At 70.6% G+C, this 14,135-nt stretch carries 10 protein-coding genes; 4 read left to right on the top strand and 6 right to left on the bottom strand.

Going from position 1 to position 14,135, the window contains the following annotated elements; all coding sequences use genetic code 11:
* Nucleotides 1-40 precede the first annotated feature (40 nt).
* Nucleotides 41-931: an NmrA/HSCARG family protein gene (locus PVK37_RS05370; RefSeq protein ID WP_275032627.1), complete on the top strand. Its 891-nt coding sequence runs from the start codon at nt 41-43 to the stop codon at nt 929-931.
* Nucleotides 932-1,115: 184 nt separating this feature from the next.
* The gene (locus tag PVK37_RS05365; RefSeq protein ID WP_275032626.1) at nt 1,116-2,129 is read left to right on the top strand and encodes a LacI family DNA-binding transcriptional regulator; all 1,014 of its coding nucleotides are present in this window, start codon (nt 1,116-1,118) and stop codon (nt 2,127-2,129) included.
* A 58-nt stretch (nt 2,130-2,187) separates the two neighbouring features.
* Here PVK37_RS05365 and PVK37_RS05360 read toward each other — a convergent pair whose 3' ends face one another.
* Together PVK37_RS05360 and PVK37_RS05355 are read right to left on the bottom strand one after the other, a co-directional pair.
* Nucleotides 2,188-4,485: an MGH1-like glycoside hydrolase domain-containing protein gene (locus PVK37_RS05360; RefSeq protein WP_275032625.1), complete on the bottom strand. Its 2,298-nt coding sequence runs from the start codon at nt 4,483-4,485 to the stop codon at nt 2,188-2,190.
* Nucleotides 4,486-4,508: 23 nt separating this feature from the next.
* Entirely contained in the window at nt 4,509-5,039 is a 531-nt protein-coding gene (locus tag PVK37_RS05355) for an extracellular solute-binding protein (protein ID WP_275032624.1), read from the bottom strand.
* 297 nt (nt 5,040-5,336) lie between these two features.
* On the opposite strand from PVK37_RS05355, the gene PVK37_RS05350 reads away from it, so the two are divergent.
* Nucleotides 5,337-7,172, top strand: coding sequence for an RICIN domain-containing protein (locus PVK37_RS05350; protein ID WP_275032623.1), 1,836 nt, complete (start codon nt 5,337-5,339; stop codon nt 7,170-7,172).
* 98 nt (nt 7,173-7,270) lie between these two features.
* Here PVK37_RS05350 and PVK37_RS05345 read toward each other — a convergent pair whose 3' ends face one another.
* The 4 genes from PVK37_RS05345 to PVK37_RS05330 form a co-directional block, all read right to left on the bottom strand.
* Nucleotides 7,271-8,737 carry an RICIN domain-containing protein gene (locus PVK37_RS05345; protein ID WP_275032622.1) on the bottom strand — a complete coding sequence of 489 codons (1,467 nt, stop codon included), beginning with the start codon at nt 8,735-8,737 and terminating at the stop codon, nt 7,271-7,273.
* Between the two features lie 234 nt (nt 8,738-8,971).
* Nucleotides 8,972-10,201 carry an RCC1 domain-containing protein gene (locus PVK37_RS05340; RefSeq protein ID WP_275032621.1) on the bottom strand — a complete coding sequence of 410 codons (1,230 nt, stop codon included), beginning with the start codon at nt 10,199-10,201 and terminating at the stop codon, nt 8,972-8,974.
* Between the two features lie 265 nt (nt 10,202-10,466).
* Nucleotides 10,467-11,069 carry a hypothetical protein gene (locus tag PVK37_RS05335; RefSeq protein WP_275032620.1) on the bottom strand — a complete coding sequence of 201 codons (603 nt, stop codon included), beginning with the start codon at nt 11,067-11,069 and terminating at the stop codon, nt 10,467-10,469.
* Nucleotides 11,069-11,941, bottom strand: a complete 873-nt coding sequence (locus PVK37_RS05330; RefSeq protein WP_275032619.1) for an ABC transporter ATP-binding protein — start codon at nt 11,939-11,941, stop codon at nt 11,069-11,071. The genes PVK37_RS05335 and PVK37_RS05330 overlap by 1 nt, the downstream gene beginning before the upstream one ends.
* Before the next feature lie 643 nt (nt 11,942-12,584).
* Between PVK37_RS05330 and PVK37_RS05325 the strand changes: the two genes are divergently transcribed.
* Complete coding sequence (locus PVK37_RS05325; RefSeq protein ID WP_275032618.1) at nt 12,585-14,117, top strand: non-reducing end alpha-L-arabinofuranosidase family hydrolase; 1,533 nt, start codon at nt 12,585-12,587, stop codon at nt 14,115-14,117.
* Nucleotides 14,118-14,135: the final 18 nt, after the last annotated feature.

The raw sequence follows: 14,135 nt of genomic DNA, 5'->3' as shown, positions 1-14,135 counted from the left end.
ATAAGTGGGGGGACTCCCCACTTAACCCTGGGAGGAACGAATGGCTGTCCTCGTCATCGGCGCGACCGGCAAGCAGGGCGGAGCCACGGCCCGCGCGTTGCTCGACCGCGGCGTCGCGGTCCGCGCGCTGGTCCGCGACCCCGGCACGGACCGGGCCCAGGCACTACGGGCCCGCGGGGCCGAACTGGTCAAGGGCGACCTGGACGACCCGGCGTCGCTGGTCGCCGCGGCCGAGGGCATGGACGGCCTGTTCTCGATCCCCTGGCCCGACGTGGCGAACCTGCACGGCGACGCCGAGCGGACCCGCGGTCACAACGTCGTCGAGGCCGCCCGCCGGGCCGGTGTGTCGCACGTCGTGCACAGCAGCGTCTCCGGCGCCGGCGACTTCCTCCGCAAGCAGCCCGGCTGGGCCGAGGGCCGCTGGGACAGGCACTACTGGGAGAGCAAGGCGGCGATCGACGACATGGTCCGTACCGGTGGCTTCGCGCACTGGACCGTACTCATGCCCTCGACCTTCATGGAGAACCTCGTCGGCTGGTCGTACCTGTTCGGCGACTGGACCAGCGGCACGATCATCACCGGCTTCGCGGCGGACACCCGACTTCCGTGGATCGCGGTCGACGACATCGGCGAGGCTGCGGCGATCGCGTTCACCAACCCGGGAAGGCTCGACGGCCTGGACGTCGAACTCGCGGGTGACATGCTCACCATGACCGAGGTGGCGGCGATCCTCAGCGAGGTCACCGGCCGGGCGGTCGTCGCGCCCGTGCTCACCCCGCAGGAGGCTGTCGAACGCGGCATGCTGCCGGCGATGGTCGACGCCGTCGAGCGGATCAACGCGAACGGCACCCCCGCCCGTCCGGAGACCACCCGAGCCCTCGGCCTGCCCACCACCGACTTCCGTACCTGGGCCCGGCGCACCTTCGCCTGACCCGGCCCGGCGCGGAGCACCGAGGACGTGCCGGGCGGGCGCTGGCCCACCCCCGGCCGGCCAGCACCGGGGCGGGCGCCGCCTGCTGCTGCGAGACCAGGGGTGGGATCTCCGGTACGGATATGCTCGTCGCCGGAGCGGGGTGCGTCCCGGTGTCGGGCGGGAATCGGTTCGGGGGCGGTGGATGAACATCGGGGAGATCGCCCGCCGCGCGGGGGTGTCCCGCAGCACCGTGTCCTATGTGCTGAGTGGAAAGCGGAGCGTGTCGGAGGGCACCCGGCAACGGATCCAGGCGGTCATCGACGAGCTGGGCTACCGGCCGAACGCCAGCGCCCGTGCCCTGAAGGAAGGGCGTACCCGCACCCTCGGGCTGGTGATCCCGCCGGCGAGCCAGCGGTTGACCGACATGCAGTTGGGCTTCGTCGCCAGCGTCGTCGAGGCCGCCGCCCGCCATGACCTCGATGTGCTGCTGTCGCCGTCCGGTGGCGACCACGACCGGTCGTTCGAGCGGATCGTCACCGGACGCCGGGTGGACGGTGTGATCCTGATGGAGATCCGGTTGGCGGACGACCGGGTGCTCCGGCTGACCCGGGCCGGTCTGCCGTTCGTCACCATCGGCCGGACCGCGGAGCCGCACGGCATGAGCTGGATCGACGTCGACTACGCCGGGCTGATCGCCCGGTGCGTGCACCACCTGGCCGATCTGGGGCACCGGCAGGTGGCCCTGGTGAACCGCTCCGAGGAGCTGGTGGCCGCGGGCTACGGCCCCAGTCACCGGGCGCTGGCCGGGTTCCGGGCGGCGACGGCTGAGCGGGGCCTGACCGGCGTGGAGGTCTGCTGCGGTGACGACACGGCCTCCGGCGAGGCGTGCGTGGAGCAGTTGCTCGCGACCTGTCCGGACGTCACGGCGTTGGCCACCATCAACGAGGCCGCGTTGCCCGGGATCCAGCGTGCGCTGACCAGCGCCGGACTGTCCGTGCCGGGCGACTTCTCCGTCACCGGCGTGGCCGCGCGGCACTGGGCGGAGGACTTCCGTCCGCCGTTGACCGCTGCGGACGTGCCGATGGTGGAGATGGGCGCCGAGGCGGTGTCGTTCCTGCTGGAGATCATCGCCACGCCCGGGGTGGTGCCCCGCCACCGGCTCTACCGCCCGCCCGTCTCGTTGCGTTCCAGCACCGGCCCGGCCCGGTCCCGCTGAGCTGGTCGAGGACCCGAACGGAGAAGGCCCGGGGCCGGGACCACCGGGTCGGCGCGAATCAGCCACCCGTGACCCGCCGCTCAGCCCGGGTGGCGGCGAGGATGAGGTAGCTGCTGGCGGTCCAGGTGTACGCCCGGTCCCTGAGCCCGGCACCGGTCTCGGCGTCGAAGTTCTCCGCGAACCCGGACTTCTCGCACAGGGCGAGGAACCGTCGACCGATGTCGTCGGCGAGCCCGGTCTGCCCGGCCCGCCGCAGACCGTCCTCGACCAGGACGGTGGAGGGTGCCCAGATCGGCCCACGCCAGTAGCCGTCGGCGAGGTAGTGGGCCGAGTCCGTCGGCTCGGTGGCCAGCCCGTGCGTGGTCAGGTGGCTCTCGACGCCCCGGGCCAGTGCGGCGGTGACCGGCGCGGGCAGGTCGGCCCCGAGGGTGACGGGCATCAGGTCGAGCAGGCTGCGGCTCGCCCGCCGCCGTCCGGTACGGGGACTGCGGGCGATGAAGCGAGTGCCGTCCCACAGGTCCCGGAGCATCCCCTGACGGATCCGGTCGGCCTCCCGGGACCACCGGTAGGCGGGCTCGCCCAGTTCGGTGGCCAGGTCGGCCAGGCAGCGGAGCTGCGCGACCAGGAACGAGGCGAGGTCGGCGGTCTGGAGGACCGGGTCGTCGTCGAAGGTCGTCGCGTTGTCCCAGCCGCTGTCGTTACCGTGCTGGTAGTGCGGCAGATCCTGACCGGGGGCCCGACGCGCGTCGAGCCAGAACCCGGTCCAGCGGGCCAACCGGTCGTACGTCTCGGCCAGCGCCGCCCGGTCCGGCGGCTGGGGGAGGCGTCGGCGTAGCTGGCGCAGCGCCCAGCCGTGGATGGGCGGCTTGACGTAGTTGTGCAGGACCTCGGAGTGGGCCACCGAGTCGGGCAGGGCACCGGACTCGTCCTGGTGGTCGAACGGCAGGTGGAACTGGTGCCAGGCCAGTTCCGGCTCGCCGGGGGCCAGGGCGATCGCGTTGAAACAGTGGTCCCAGCTCCACACCTTGTCCATCCAGTGCTTGGACATGAGGACGGCCGGCCGGGTGACGAAGCCCGCCGGGGCGACAGTGGCCGACCACAGTACGTACGCGGCCAGTTCGGCGGCCGGGGTGTCCGGGCCCCGCCACGGTGCGACCGCCTCGACGAAGGCGGTGAACTCGGCGCTCCGGTCCCGGCACAACCGCTCGAAGGCGACGGATCCGGCGTACGGCCGGCGGGCGGTGGCGTACTCCTCGATCGCGATCTCCCAGGGCTGGTCGCCGGCGAGTTCGAGGAACCGGTCGGCGGTGCCGAGCGCCGTCACCCCGGCGGCCCGCAGGAGGACGCCGGAGAGCACCGTGATCCGGTAGCGGCGACCGGTCTCGTACGAGGTGAACACGTGTGACCCGTCGACCGGGTCGAGGTAGAGGTAGGTGCCGCTGAACGGGGTGAGGGTGTGCGCCGCCGCCGATATCCGCAGGCCGATCCGCCGGCCCCGGATCCGTAGGGTGTCCGTCCCGTCGTAGACGGCCTCGATCCGGCCGGTGCCGCTGCGCCAGGTCAGCAGCGTGGGTGTGGCGACGACCGTGGTGCCGGCGACCGTGGGGGTGAGGCGCAGGACGGCATGCAGCCCGGTCTGGTGGGAGACCAGGTGCAGGTCGTCGGCGTACGTCTTCTCGGCCACCACCGGGGAGAGGTCGAACCAGGATCCGTGGTGGCTGAACGGGATCTCCTGGATGGGGAACTCCGGACCGGACGGGGCGACGGTCATGGGCGGCGGATGCCTTTCTGTGGTTCGGGCGGTCGGTCCTTGACGGCAGCGACGGTTCGGGTGGTCGGTCCTTGACGGTGCCTGTGGTTCGGGCGGTCGGTCCTTGATGGCACCGGCGGTCACGCCCGCCGAGACGTACCGCTGGGCGAGGACCAGGAGCGCCGCGGCGGGGACGGAGGCGACGACGGCGGTGGCCATGATGGCGTTCCACTGCTGGTTGTTGTTGCCGATGTAGTGGTAGATGCCGAGGGTGATCGGCTGGTGCCGGCCGCCGCCGGCGAGGGTCGACGCGAAGACGAAGTCCGACCAGGCCCACAGGAACGCGAACAGCGACACCGTGATGATCGAGTTTCGGCTGACCGGCAGCACGACGGACCAGAAGGTGCGCAGCCGACCGGCACCGTCGACCACGGCGGCCTGGAGCAGCTCGTCGGGGATGCCGGACATGAAGGCCGTGAAGATCAACACGGCGAACGGCACCGCCAGGGTCGAGTCGGCCAGGATCAGGCCGGGGAGCGTGTTCAGGACGCCGAGCTGGAGGTAGCTGGCGTAGAAGCCCATCGCCATGACGATTCCCGGGATCATCTGCGCGATCAGCAGTACGAAGCTCAGCGCCGGACCGCCGGGCGGCCGCTGATGGTGGCCGGGTCGACGCCGGCGGCGCTCAGCAGGTCCCTGTTGTAGTAGAGGGCGAGGGTGTTCGCCCCGATCGGTACCCCGTACGTACTGCCCCCGCTCTGGCCGGCGCCGAGCAGGTTCGCCGCCATGGCCGAGACGTCCAGCTCGTTGTCGTCGGTGGTGGTGAGCACGCCGGCCTCGGCCAGTGTCGAGACGACCGGGTTGTCGACGATCAACACGTCCGGCGAGTTGCCCTGCTGGGCGGCGAGGAGCGCCTTGTTGGTCAGGTCGGTGGTGTCGTGGCCGGTCCGCTCGACCGTCACCCCGGTGGCGCTGCCGCACCTGCGGAGCAGCGCGACCCATGCCGAGTCGTCGGCGAACTGCGGATACGGGTCCCAGACGAGGTAGCTGTCGTCGCCGCCGGGGTCGTCGGCGGACGGCGAGCAGGCGGTACCCGCCGCCACGGCGAGCGCCATCACGGCGACGGCGGCCAGGTGCCGCCGACGGCTGGGTCCGGTCATGTCCTGCCTCGCTTCGTGTCGATCGTCGGGTGGGAGGTGGGGGCCGACACCTGCGGGACGGATCGCGGCCCGATCATGATGCGAATCGGTTCGATGAATCGGTTCGCACGAACGTAAGTCCGTCCACAGCCGACGGTCAAGGGCGCTCACCACGTCTTCGTACTGGCAGGGAAACATCGGCTTCATCGGTGCGTCACTTCATTGACATGCTTCAGTTTGCGGTCTTACGATCCGTTCGAATCGATTCGCAAGTGCCGTCTCCGGAGCGCGTCCCCCACGCCCACCAAGGAGCCGCCCGTGAAAACCCCGTCCCGCGGCAGGCCAGGAGGATCCCGTGCGTTCGTCGCCCGCCTCGTGGTCGCCCTGCTCGCCGCCACCGCCGCCGTGACCGTCGCCGGGTCCCCGGCCCAGGCCGCCGACGAGTCGATCACCGTCAACTTCGCCACCACCACCGGCACGCCGACCTACCGCGCGTCCGGCTGGATCTACGGCATGACCGAGAACGCCAGCGGTCCGGCCGACCACTTCTACCGGGACGTCAGGTTCCAGTACATGCGCGCCGGGGGCGCGCAGCTCCCCGGGAGCGGCTGGGTCGGCGGAAGCTACGACCGGCGCTGGAACTCCACCCTCGCCCAGGCCCGCCGGACCATCGCCCTCGGCGGCCAGTTCATCATCCTGCCGCACGACCTGTGGGGCGCGGACGGAGCGGCGATCTCCCGCTTCCCCGGCGACAACGGCAACTGGACCGACTACGACAACTTCCTGACCCGCCTCGTCAACGACGTCCGGGCGTCCGGGCTGTCCGTGCAGTGGGACATCTGGAACGAACCCAACATCACCCTGTTCTGGAACCGCCCGATCGCGCAGTACCTCGAACTGTGGCGGCGCACCCACCAGCGCATCCGGGCGGAGTTCCCCGACCAGCTCATCGTCGGGCCCAGCTGCGCCTGCGTACCGTCCACCACGCACGCCTTCTGGAACCAGTACCTGGACTTCGTCCGCTCGACCAACACGGTGCCGGACATCGTCAGTTGGCACTCGCTGCCGGGCGACCCGGTCGCCAACGTCGCCGCCGCCAACGCCACCCTCGACCCGCGCGGCATCCCGCACCCACGCCCGTACCAGATCAACGAGTACGGTGCCCCCGACGAGCAGAACCCGGCCGACGGCGCCTGGTACATCGCCCGGCTGGAACGGGTCCGCGCGGACGGCCTCCGGGCCAACTGGGCCGGCGGTGGCAACCTGCACAACGACCTCGGCAACCTGCTGGTCCGCAACGCGGCCGGCCAGCACCAGCCCAAGGGCGAATGGTGGGCCTACCGGTACTACGCCTCCCAGACCGGGCAGATCGTCGCGGTGACCGCCAGCCCGTCCTACGACGCGTACGCCACCAAGGCGACCGGCGCGGCGAAGGTCCTGGTCGGCGGTGGGCGCACCACCGGAAACCTGACCGTCGACCTGCAACGACTGGACACGACCAGCGGCATCGTGCAGAACAACCAGGTCCGCGTCCTCACCCAACGCATCCCGCACAACGGCGGCGGCGCGGTGCAGGGGCCGGTCACGGTCTCGAACAGCGTGGTCAACCTCGCCGCCAACAACGCCAGGGTGACCCTGCCGTACACCAACCAGACCGACACGTACACCGTGACCCTGTTGCCGCCCTCGGACGGTGGCTTCCAGTCGGTGGCGGTGGCCCAGCACTCCCAGCAGTGCCTGGACAACCCGGGATCGGGCACCGCCGACGGCACCGTCCAGCAGCAGAACTACTGCGACGGTGGTGACCAGCAGCTCTGGAACTTCCGCCCGGTGGCCGGCGTGGCCGACACGTACACGGTCGTCAACCAGCAGAGCGGCAAATGCCTCGACGTCAGCGGCGTGTCCACCGCGGACGGCGCGGCCGTGCACCAGTGGACCTGCACGAACGGCCCCAACCAGCAGTTCACCCTCCGCCGGGTGAGCTACCCGGGCAACGACCCGCACGACCACCAGCTCGTGGCCCGCCACAGCGGCAAGTGCGTCGACGTCAGTACGGTCTCCACGGCGGTACGGGCACCGGTCCACCAGTGGACCTGCAACGCGGTCAGCCAGGGCAACCCGTTGAACCAGACGTGGCGGCTGCTGGGCCGGTGACCGGCCCGGGAGTCGGGGCGTCGGCCGTCTGTCCGACGGCCGACGCCGAACCCCGCCCCGGCCGTACCCGTGGACCGGTGGTCACGTCGAGCCGACCGTCAGACGGCTACCCGTGACCACTGCTGGTTCGCGCCGGTGTTGCACGGATACTGCTTGAGGACCACGCCGTCCGCGGTCGACAGGGACGGCACGTCCACGCACTTGCCGCTGTGCCGGGCCCGGAGCTGGAAGTAGCCGCCGTTGGCGACCAGCTGGAACTGCTGGTTCGTGCCGCTGCCGCAGGTGTACTGGATGAGTTCGGCACCGTCGGCGGTGGAAGCGCCCACCACGTCGAGGCACTTCCCGCTGTGCCGGCTGACGACGCGCCAGTAGCCGCTGCCGGCGTCCTGGAACTGCCACTGCTGCCAGGCGTGACCACCGTACGTGTACTGGCCCACGCGCGAGCCGTTCTCGGTGTTCGGGGCCTGGACGTCCATGGCCTTGCCGCTGTGGCGCACGTCGACCCGGTAGAACGTTCCCGTCGGCGGCGGGGGCGTCGTGGGGCCGTCGCCCACGGTGTCGCCCCACGCGTAGCGGATCCGGTCCGCGCCGGAGGTGTTCCGGACGGTCAGGTGCAGGTCGGTGCCGCTGCCGGTGAGCGAGAACATCGAGTACCAGTCGTAGCCGATGCTGCCGGGCTTGCCGCCGAGGGCCGGCCAGTAGGTGCCGCCCATCCGGTTGTCCCGCATGACCTGGGCCATGGCGCGGAGGTAGCGCACGAAGTTGTCGGTGCTGTTCGCGTCGGCGTAGTTGCGGCCGTCGTTCATGGGCGCGCCGAACTCGGTGGCGACCGCGCGGGACGCGCAGTTGCCGAGGCGGACCTGGATGTGGCTCCGGAACGCGTCGTAGGTCATCGCGCCGTAGAAGAACGCGTAGTAGTGGAAGGAGAGCAGCGTCGAGTTGAAGCGGCTGTCGGTGCAGATGTCCCGCAGGTCCTGGCTGAAGCCGGTGCCGCCGATGAGCACCCGGCCGGGCACCGCCGAGTGGTGGTAGCTGAGCCAGTCGGCCGCCACGTTGCGCCACTCCGCCGAGCTGTAGCCGTGCGGCTCGTTCATCGGCTCGAAGTAGACGTTCGGGTTCGAGCCGTACGTGCTGGTCACCGTGGACCACATCGCGTTCCAGGCGGCGAGGTTCGTGATCCTGCCGCCGGAGGCGGCGCCGTCCTCCCAGTAGGCCAGGATGACCTTGAATCCGCGGGCAGTGGCGGCGTCGATGGCCCCCCGGTAGGCCTCCCACCACGTCGTCCCCACCGTGTGGGTGTTGATGGGCAGCCGGACGGTGTTGACCCCCATGCCGGAGGCCATGTCGTCGTAGAGGGCATTGGCCTTGGCCCGCACGGTGGCGTTGCTGTCGGACGGGCTCAGGCCCTGTACGACGAGGGGCCCGGTGCTGAAGTTGTCACCCAGCACGGCCCAGTTCATCCCCCGGAACTGATCGGTGGTGGCGGCGGCCGGCGACGACGTGACGGCGACGCCGCCCACCGTCGCGGTGATCGCGGCCACGGCGGTCACCAGCGCGACGAGCAACCGGTGTGACGGTCGGGTGCTCCGCGATGGTCCTGGTGCGGGACCGTCGGGCGACGTGGTCCGGGTCAGGAGGTGGTCGGTCACGTGGTCCAGCCTCTCTGGATTCGAACGTCAGCGTGACGCCGTCCGGGTTCGCCGGCACCTGACTGCGGCGTCGACAGGGTGGTGCCGTCGGTCCGCGCCGTGGGACGGTGGTGGCGCGGACCGACGGCACAGGTCGTCAACCGGCGGAGGTCAGCCCGGCAGGGCCACCTGCGTCGGGGTCGGCCGGTTGGTGGTGGTGCCGTCGCCGAGCTGCCCGAACGAGTTGTCGCCCCAGCACCACAGGCTGCCGTCGGTGCGCGCCGCGCAGGCGTGGTAGGAGACGGCAAAGCTGTCCGCCCAGGTGGTGCCGGTGCCGACCCGGGTCGGGGTCGACCGGTGGGTGGTGGTGCCGTCACCGAGCTGCCCGGAGCCGTTGTTGCCCCAGCACCAGAGGCTGCCGTCGGTGCGCGTCGCGCACGACGAGTCGATGCTCGCCTCCACCCGTGCCCAGCTGGTGGCGGTGCCGACCTGGAGCGGGGTGGTCTGGAAGCCGGTGCCCCCGCCCACCTGACCGTAACCGTTCTCGCCCCAGCACCACAGGGTCCCGTCGGTGCGGACCGCGCAGGTGTGCACGTAGCCGGCCGTCACGCCGTTCCACGTCGCGGTGCCCACCTGCGTCGGTGTGCCCCGGTACTCCCGGATACCGAGACCGAGCTGTCCGTCCGAGCTGCTGCCCCAGCACCACAGGGTCCGGTCGGTGCGGGTGGCGCAGGTGTGCGCGTAGCCGGTCGTGACGCTCGCCCAGGTGGTCGCCGTACCGACCTGCACCGGCGTGGTCGACACGTAGGGGGAGGTGCCGACACCGAGCTGCGCGTGCCGGTTCAGGCCCCAGCACCACAGGGTGCCGTTGGTCCGGATGGCGCAGGTGTGGTTGGCACCGGTGCTGACGCTGGCCCAGGTGGTGGCGTCACCGACCCGTACCGGGCTGTTCCGCCTCGTGGTCGTCCCGTCGCCGAGCTGGCCGTTGCTGTTGCCACCCCAGCACCACAGCGTTCCGTCCGTGCGTACCGCGCAGGTGTTGCTGCTGCCGGCGTCGATACGCGCCCAGGTGGTGGCGTCGCCGATCCGGACGGGTCCGGTCCGGTTCGTGTTGGTTCCGTCGCCGAGCTGGCCGTAGAAGTTGTTGCCCCAGCACCAGAGCGTCCCGTCGGTACGGATCGCACAGGTGTGCAGATCGCCTGCGGCGACCCGGGACACCGGCGCGGCGGCGAGCGAGACGTTCGACGTGCCCCGGTCGGCCGGGCTGGCGGTCGCCTGGGCCGCGCCCGCCGTGAATCCGATGGCCAGCACGGCGATCCCGACGGAGGCCGCCGCCGCGACCGCGGTACGGGCTGCCTGCCGCCAGCGGGTCCGCAGCCGCCTCTCCCGATGTTCGTTCATGGTCTGTTCTCCCCAGACATCGTCGGTTCCATTCGGTGGAGGCGGCGCTGCCCCGGCAGGTCGCGCCAGCGACCCGCCACTTCACATCGAAGAAACTCTACATTGACATGTGTGACTTCGCTCTCCTCGGGTGCCGCGACCTGGCCCGCCTCACCGGCGTCGGCGACCTCCCGCTGTGGCCCGCGCGACGACCGGGTAGGTAAGCAGTCCTACGGACGGGCAACCCGGTCGCGGCCGGAACTGTCCGACCGGGCCCGGCACACCCTCAGTCGCCCGTCAGGTCACGGCCCAACGCGAAGCCGGCGGCGATGACCGCCAGGGCGGTCCATCCCGAGGCGAGCAGCAGACCGCGCACGTCGCCACTGCCGGCGCTGAGGAACGCGGTGAACGGCAGCGGCGTCTGCAACCTGCCGACCAGGCCCTCGACGAAGACGAACCACCCCGCGCAACCGAAGAAGAACCAGGTCGACCGACGTACCACGGTCACACCGGCGGCCCCGAAGACCGCCATCAGGGGGACGACGGTCAGCAGGTTCCGATACCGGTCGGCCTCGCCTCCGGCCAGGAGCGTGAGGCCGCTCGCCGCGACCAGGGCGGTGGTCACGACCGCCGCCGCGATCAGTTGGCCGGCGAGCACCGACATGCGCCTCGGTACGGCGAGATGGAGCAGTACGGCCGTCCGGTGCTGGTGGTGCTGGGCCACGATCATGGCGGCGAGGCCGAACGCGGCCATGCCCGCCACGAGTCCCCAGGAGTCGGCGTTGACCCACCCGATGAGCAGGCCCAGCACGACGAAGGCGAGCAGGAAGATCCGACTGGACCGGATGGTCGCCGTCCGGTGGAGGTCGCTGCGGATGACGGCGAACATCAGGCCGCCGCCAGGTCGAGGAAGATCTGTTCCAGGTCCGGGGTCTCGACGGTCAGTTCGTGCAGGGGTACCCGGGCGTGGAAAGCGATCTCCCCGGCGTGCTCCGGCGTGAGGCCCACCACCTCGAGGGCGTCCCCGTTCCGGGTGACCCGCCCGCCGGCCCGCTCGAACACCTGCCACAACCGATGCTGGTCACGGCTGCGGATCCGCAGCCGGCCGGATGCGCCGTACAGGTCGGCGAGCGGTGCCTCACAGGTCACCCGCCCCTTCGCGATGATCACGACGTCGTCGATGAGGTGCGCCAGTTCGGCGAGCAGGTGGCTCGAGATGAGCACGGTGCCGCCCTGCCCGGCGTGGTCGCGCAACAGTTGGCGGAGCCAGGCGACACCCTCCGGATCGAGGCCGTTCGCCGGCTCGTCGAGGACCAGCGTCGGCGGGTCGCCCAGCAGGGCGGTGGCCACCGCCAGGCGCTGCCGCATGCCCAACGAGTAGTTGCCGCTGCGTCGGTCCGCCGCCTCGGTCAGCCCGACCCGATCGAGCAGCGCCTCCACGCGGGACCGCCCCGCACCGGCCAGGATCGCCTGGGACGTCAGATGGGCCCGGCCGGACTGGCCGGGGTGACTGATCCCCTGTTCGAGGACGGCACCGACCTCCCGGGCCGGATGCGACAGATCGCGGAAGCGCCGGTTGTTGATCCGGGCCTCACCGGCCGTCGGACGAACCAACCCGAGCAGCATCCGCAGCGTCGTCGTCTTTCCCGACCCGTTGAGCCCGAGAAAGCCGGTCACCCGCCCCGGGCGGGCGGAGAAGCTGGCTTCCTGCACCGCGGCCACCCGTCCGTAACGCTTGACCAGTCCGACGGCCTGGATCATCGCAGGCCGGCACCTTCGTGAAGGGTCATCGGGTCCATCGGCTCGACATCCCTTTCTGGTGCCCTCGGTGGTGCCCGTGCGGCCGGCGCGCCCTGGCATCTCCGGTACGGCGGCCGGCTATCTGTGCTTTCTACACGAGGCGGCTCCGGTCGGCGGACCCGAGCCGGGGCCGGTGGCGGCCGGGAGCGCCGGGCGGGCGCGGAGTCACCGGAGCCGGGGGCATCCGGGCCGGTGTCACCGGGGTGATCCGGACCGCGTGACCGTCCGGCCACGCCATGAGTCCGCGTCGATGTTAACGCCATCATTCGTCGTCGCCCGAAGGGTCCGTCCCGCTCCGGCCGGTGGGCGGGCGATGCCCGTGGGATGGCCGGCGAGGAGGGCTGCGGCGGGTCGGCGAAGCGGTGAATCAGGAGCGTTACGACTTGACGAACGGCATGTTATCGCCGAGAGTCGATGGTCAAGGGTGACGGCGGCTGTGTGGCTTACCGGGCGAGCCTGCTTCGTCGGACCTGGGTTCAGGTGTGCGCCGGAACCGGCGAGCGGATTGTTAGCGATAACAACCCCCTCGCGCGCCGTCCGGTGACACAGCGCGGTGCGCCCGGCCTCGGGCAGACCGTTCGGGCTTGGTCATTGAAGGAGGATCATGTCTGCCTTTGGTACATCTCCATCGATCGCGCCGCCGTCGCGGCGACGTGGATGGTTGCTGCGGACCCTCGCCGCCGGCGTGGCGACCGTACTGGCCGGTGGTGTGGCCGCGGCGGTGGTGTCGACCCCGGCCGCGGCGGCGACGGTCGACACCAACGCGTGGTACGTGCTGGTGAACCGCAACAGCGGCAAGGCCCTGGACGTGTACAACCTGTCCACGGCCGACGGTGGCCGGATCACGCAGTGGACCCGGAACAACGGTAACCAGCAGCAGTGGCAGTTCGTCGACTCCGGCGGCGGCTACTACCGGGTCAAGTCCCGGCACTCCGGCAAGGTCCTGGACGTCTACAACTTCTCCACCGCCAACGGCGCGGCGATCAACCAGTGGACCGACCACAACGGCACCAACCAGCAGTTCCGGCTGGCCGACTCCGACGGCGGCTACGTCCGATTGATCAACCGCAACAGCAACCGGGCCCTCGAGGTGCAGGGCGCGTCCACCGCCGACGGCGCCAACATCGTCCAGTACGACGACTGGGGCGGCACCAACCAGCAGTGGCAGTTCGTCCGGGTCGACGGCGGCACCACGCCCACCACCCCGCCGACTACGCCACCGCCGGGTACGTGTGACCTTCCGTCGAACTACCGGTGGTCGTCGTCGGGTCCTCTGGCGCAGCCGAGGTCGGGTTGGGTGTCGTTGAAGGACTTCACGCACGCGCCGTACAACGGTCGGCAGTTGGTGTACGCGACCACGCATGACACGGGTACGTCGTGGGGGTCGATGAACTTCGGTCTGTTCGACAACTGGTCGCAGATGGGTTCGGCGAGTCAGAACGCGATGCCGTTCTCGGCGGTCGCGCCGTCGTTGTTCTACTTCGCGCCGAGGAACCTGTGGGTCCTCGCCTACCAGTGGGGTGGGCCGGCGTTCTCGTACCGGACGTCGACGGACCCGACCAACGTGAACAGCTGGTCGGCGCACCAGACGCTGTTCACCGGCAGCATCTCCAACTCGGGGACCGGTCCGATCGATCAGGCGTTGATCGGTGACGACCAGAACATGTACCTGTTCTTCGCCGGTGACAACGGTCGGATCTACCGGGCGAGCATGCCGATCGGGAACTTCCCGGGCAGTTTCGGGTCGAACTACACGACGATCATGACGGACACCACGAACAACCTGTTCGAGGCGGTTCAGGTGTACAAGCTCCAGGGTCAGCAGAAGTACCTGATGATCGTGGAGGCGATCGGGGCGCAGGGCCGGTACTTCCGGTCGTTCACCGCGACCAGCCTGGGTGGTACCTGGACCCCGCAGGCCGCGACCGAGAGCAACCCGTTCGCGGGGAAGGCCAACAGTGGTGCGACCTGGACCAACGACATCAGCCACGGCGAGCTGCTGCGGACCAACGCGGACCAAACCATGACCGTGAACCCCTGCAACCTGCAACTGCTGTACCAGGGCCGTGACCCCAACTCCGGTGGCGACTACGGCCGTCTGCCCTACCGTCCCGGCCTGCTCACCCTGCAGCGCTGACGACCTGACCGGCTCCAA

It is taken from the genome of Micromonospora cathayae, assembly GCF_028993575.1.
Lineage (GTDB): Bacteria > Actinomycetota > Actinomycetes > Mycobacteriales > Micromonosporaceae > Micromonospora > Micromonospora cathayae.
This window is presented reverse-complemented; position numbering and strand designations above follow the sequence as displayed.

Coding starts and splice junctions, on each gene's coding strand:
- PVK37_RS05355 (WP_275032624.1), bottom strand. CDS start 5,039: ATGACCGGACCCAGCCGTCGGCGGCACCTGGCCGCCGTCGCCGTGATG.
- PVK37_RS05325 (WP_275032618.1), top strand. CDS start 12,585: ATGTCTGCCTTTGGTACATCTCCATCGATCGCGCCGCCGTCGCGGCGA.
- PVK37_RS05340 (WP_275032621.1), bottom strand. CDS start 10,201: ATGAACGAACATCGGGAGAGGCGGCTGCGGACCCGCTGGCGGCAGGCA.
- PVK37_RS05360 (WP_275032625.1), bottom strand. CDS start 4,485: ATGATCCCGGGAATCGTCATGGCGATGGGCTTCTACGCCAGCTACCTC.
- PVK37_RS05365 (WP_275032626.1), top strand. CDS start 1,116: ATGAACATCGGGGAGATCGCCCGCCGCGCGGGGGTGTCCCGCAGCACC.
- PVK37_RS05335 (WP_275032620.1), bottom strand. CDS start 11,069: ATGTTCGCCGTCATCCGCAGCGACCTCCACCGGACGGCGACCATCCGG.
- PVK37_RS05330 (WP_275032619.1), bottom strand. CDS start 11,941: ATGATCCAGGCCGTCGGACTGGTCAAGCGTTACGGACGGGTGGCCGCG.
- PVK37_RS05370 (WP_275032627.1), top strand. CDS start 41: ATGGCTGTCCTCGTCATCGGCGCGACCGGCAAGCAGGGCGGAGCCACG.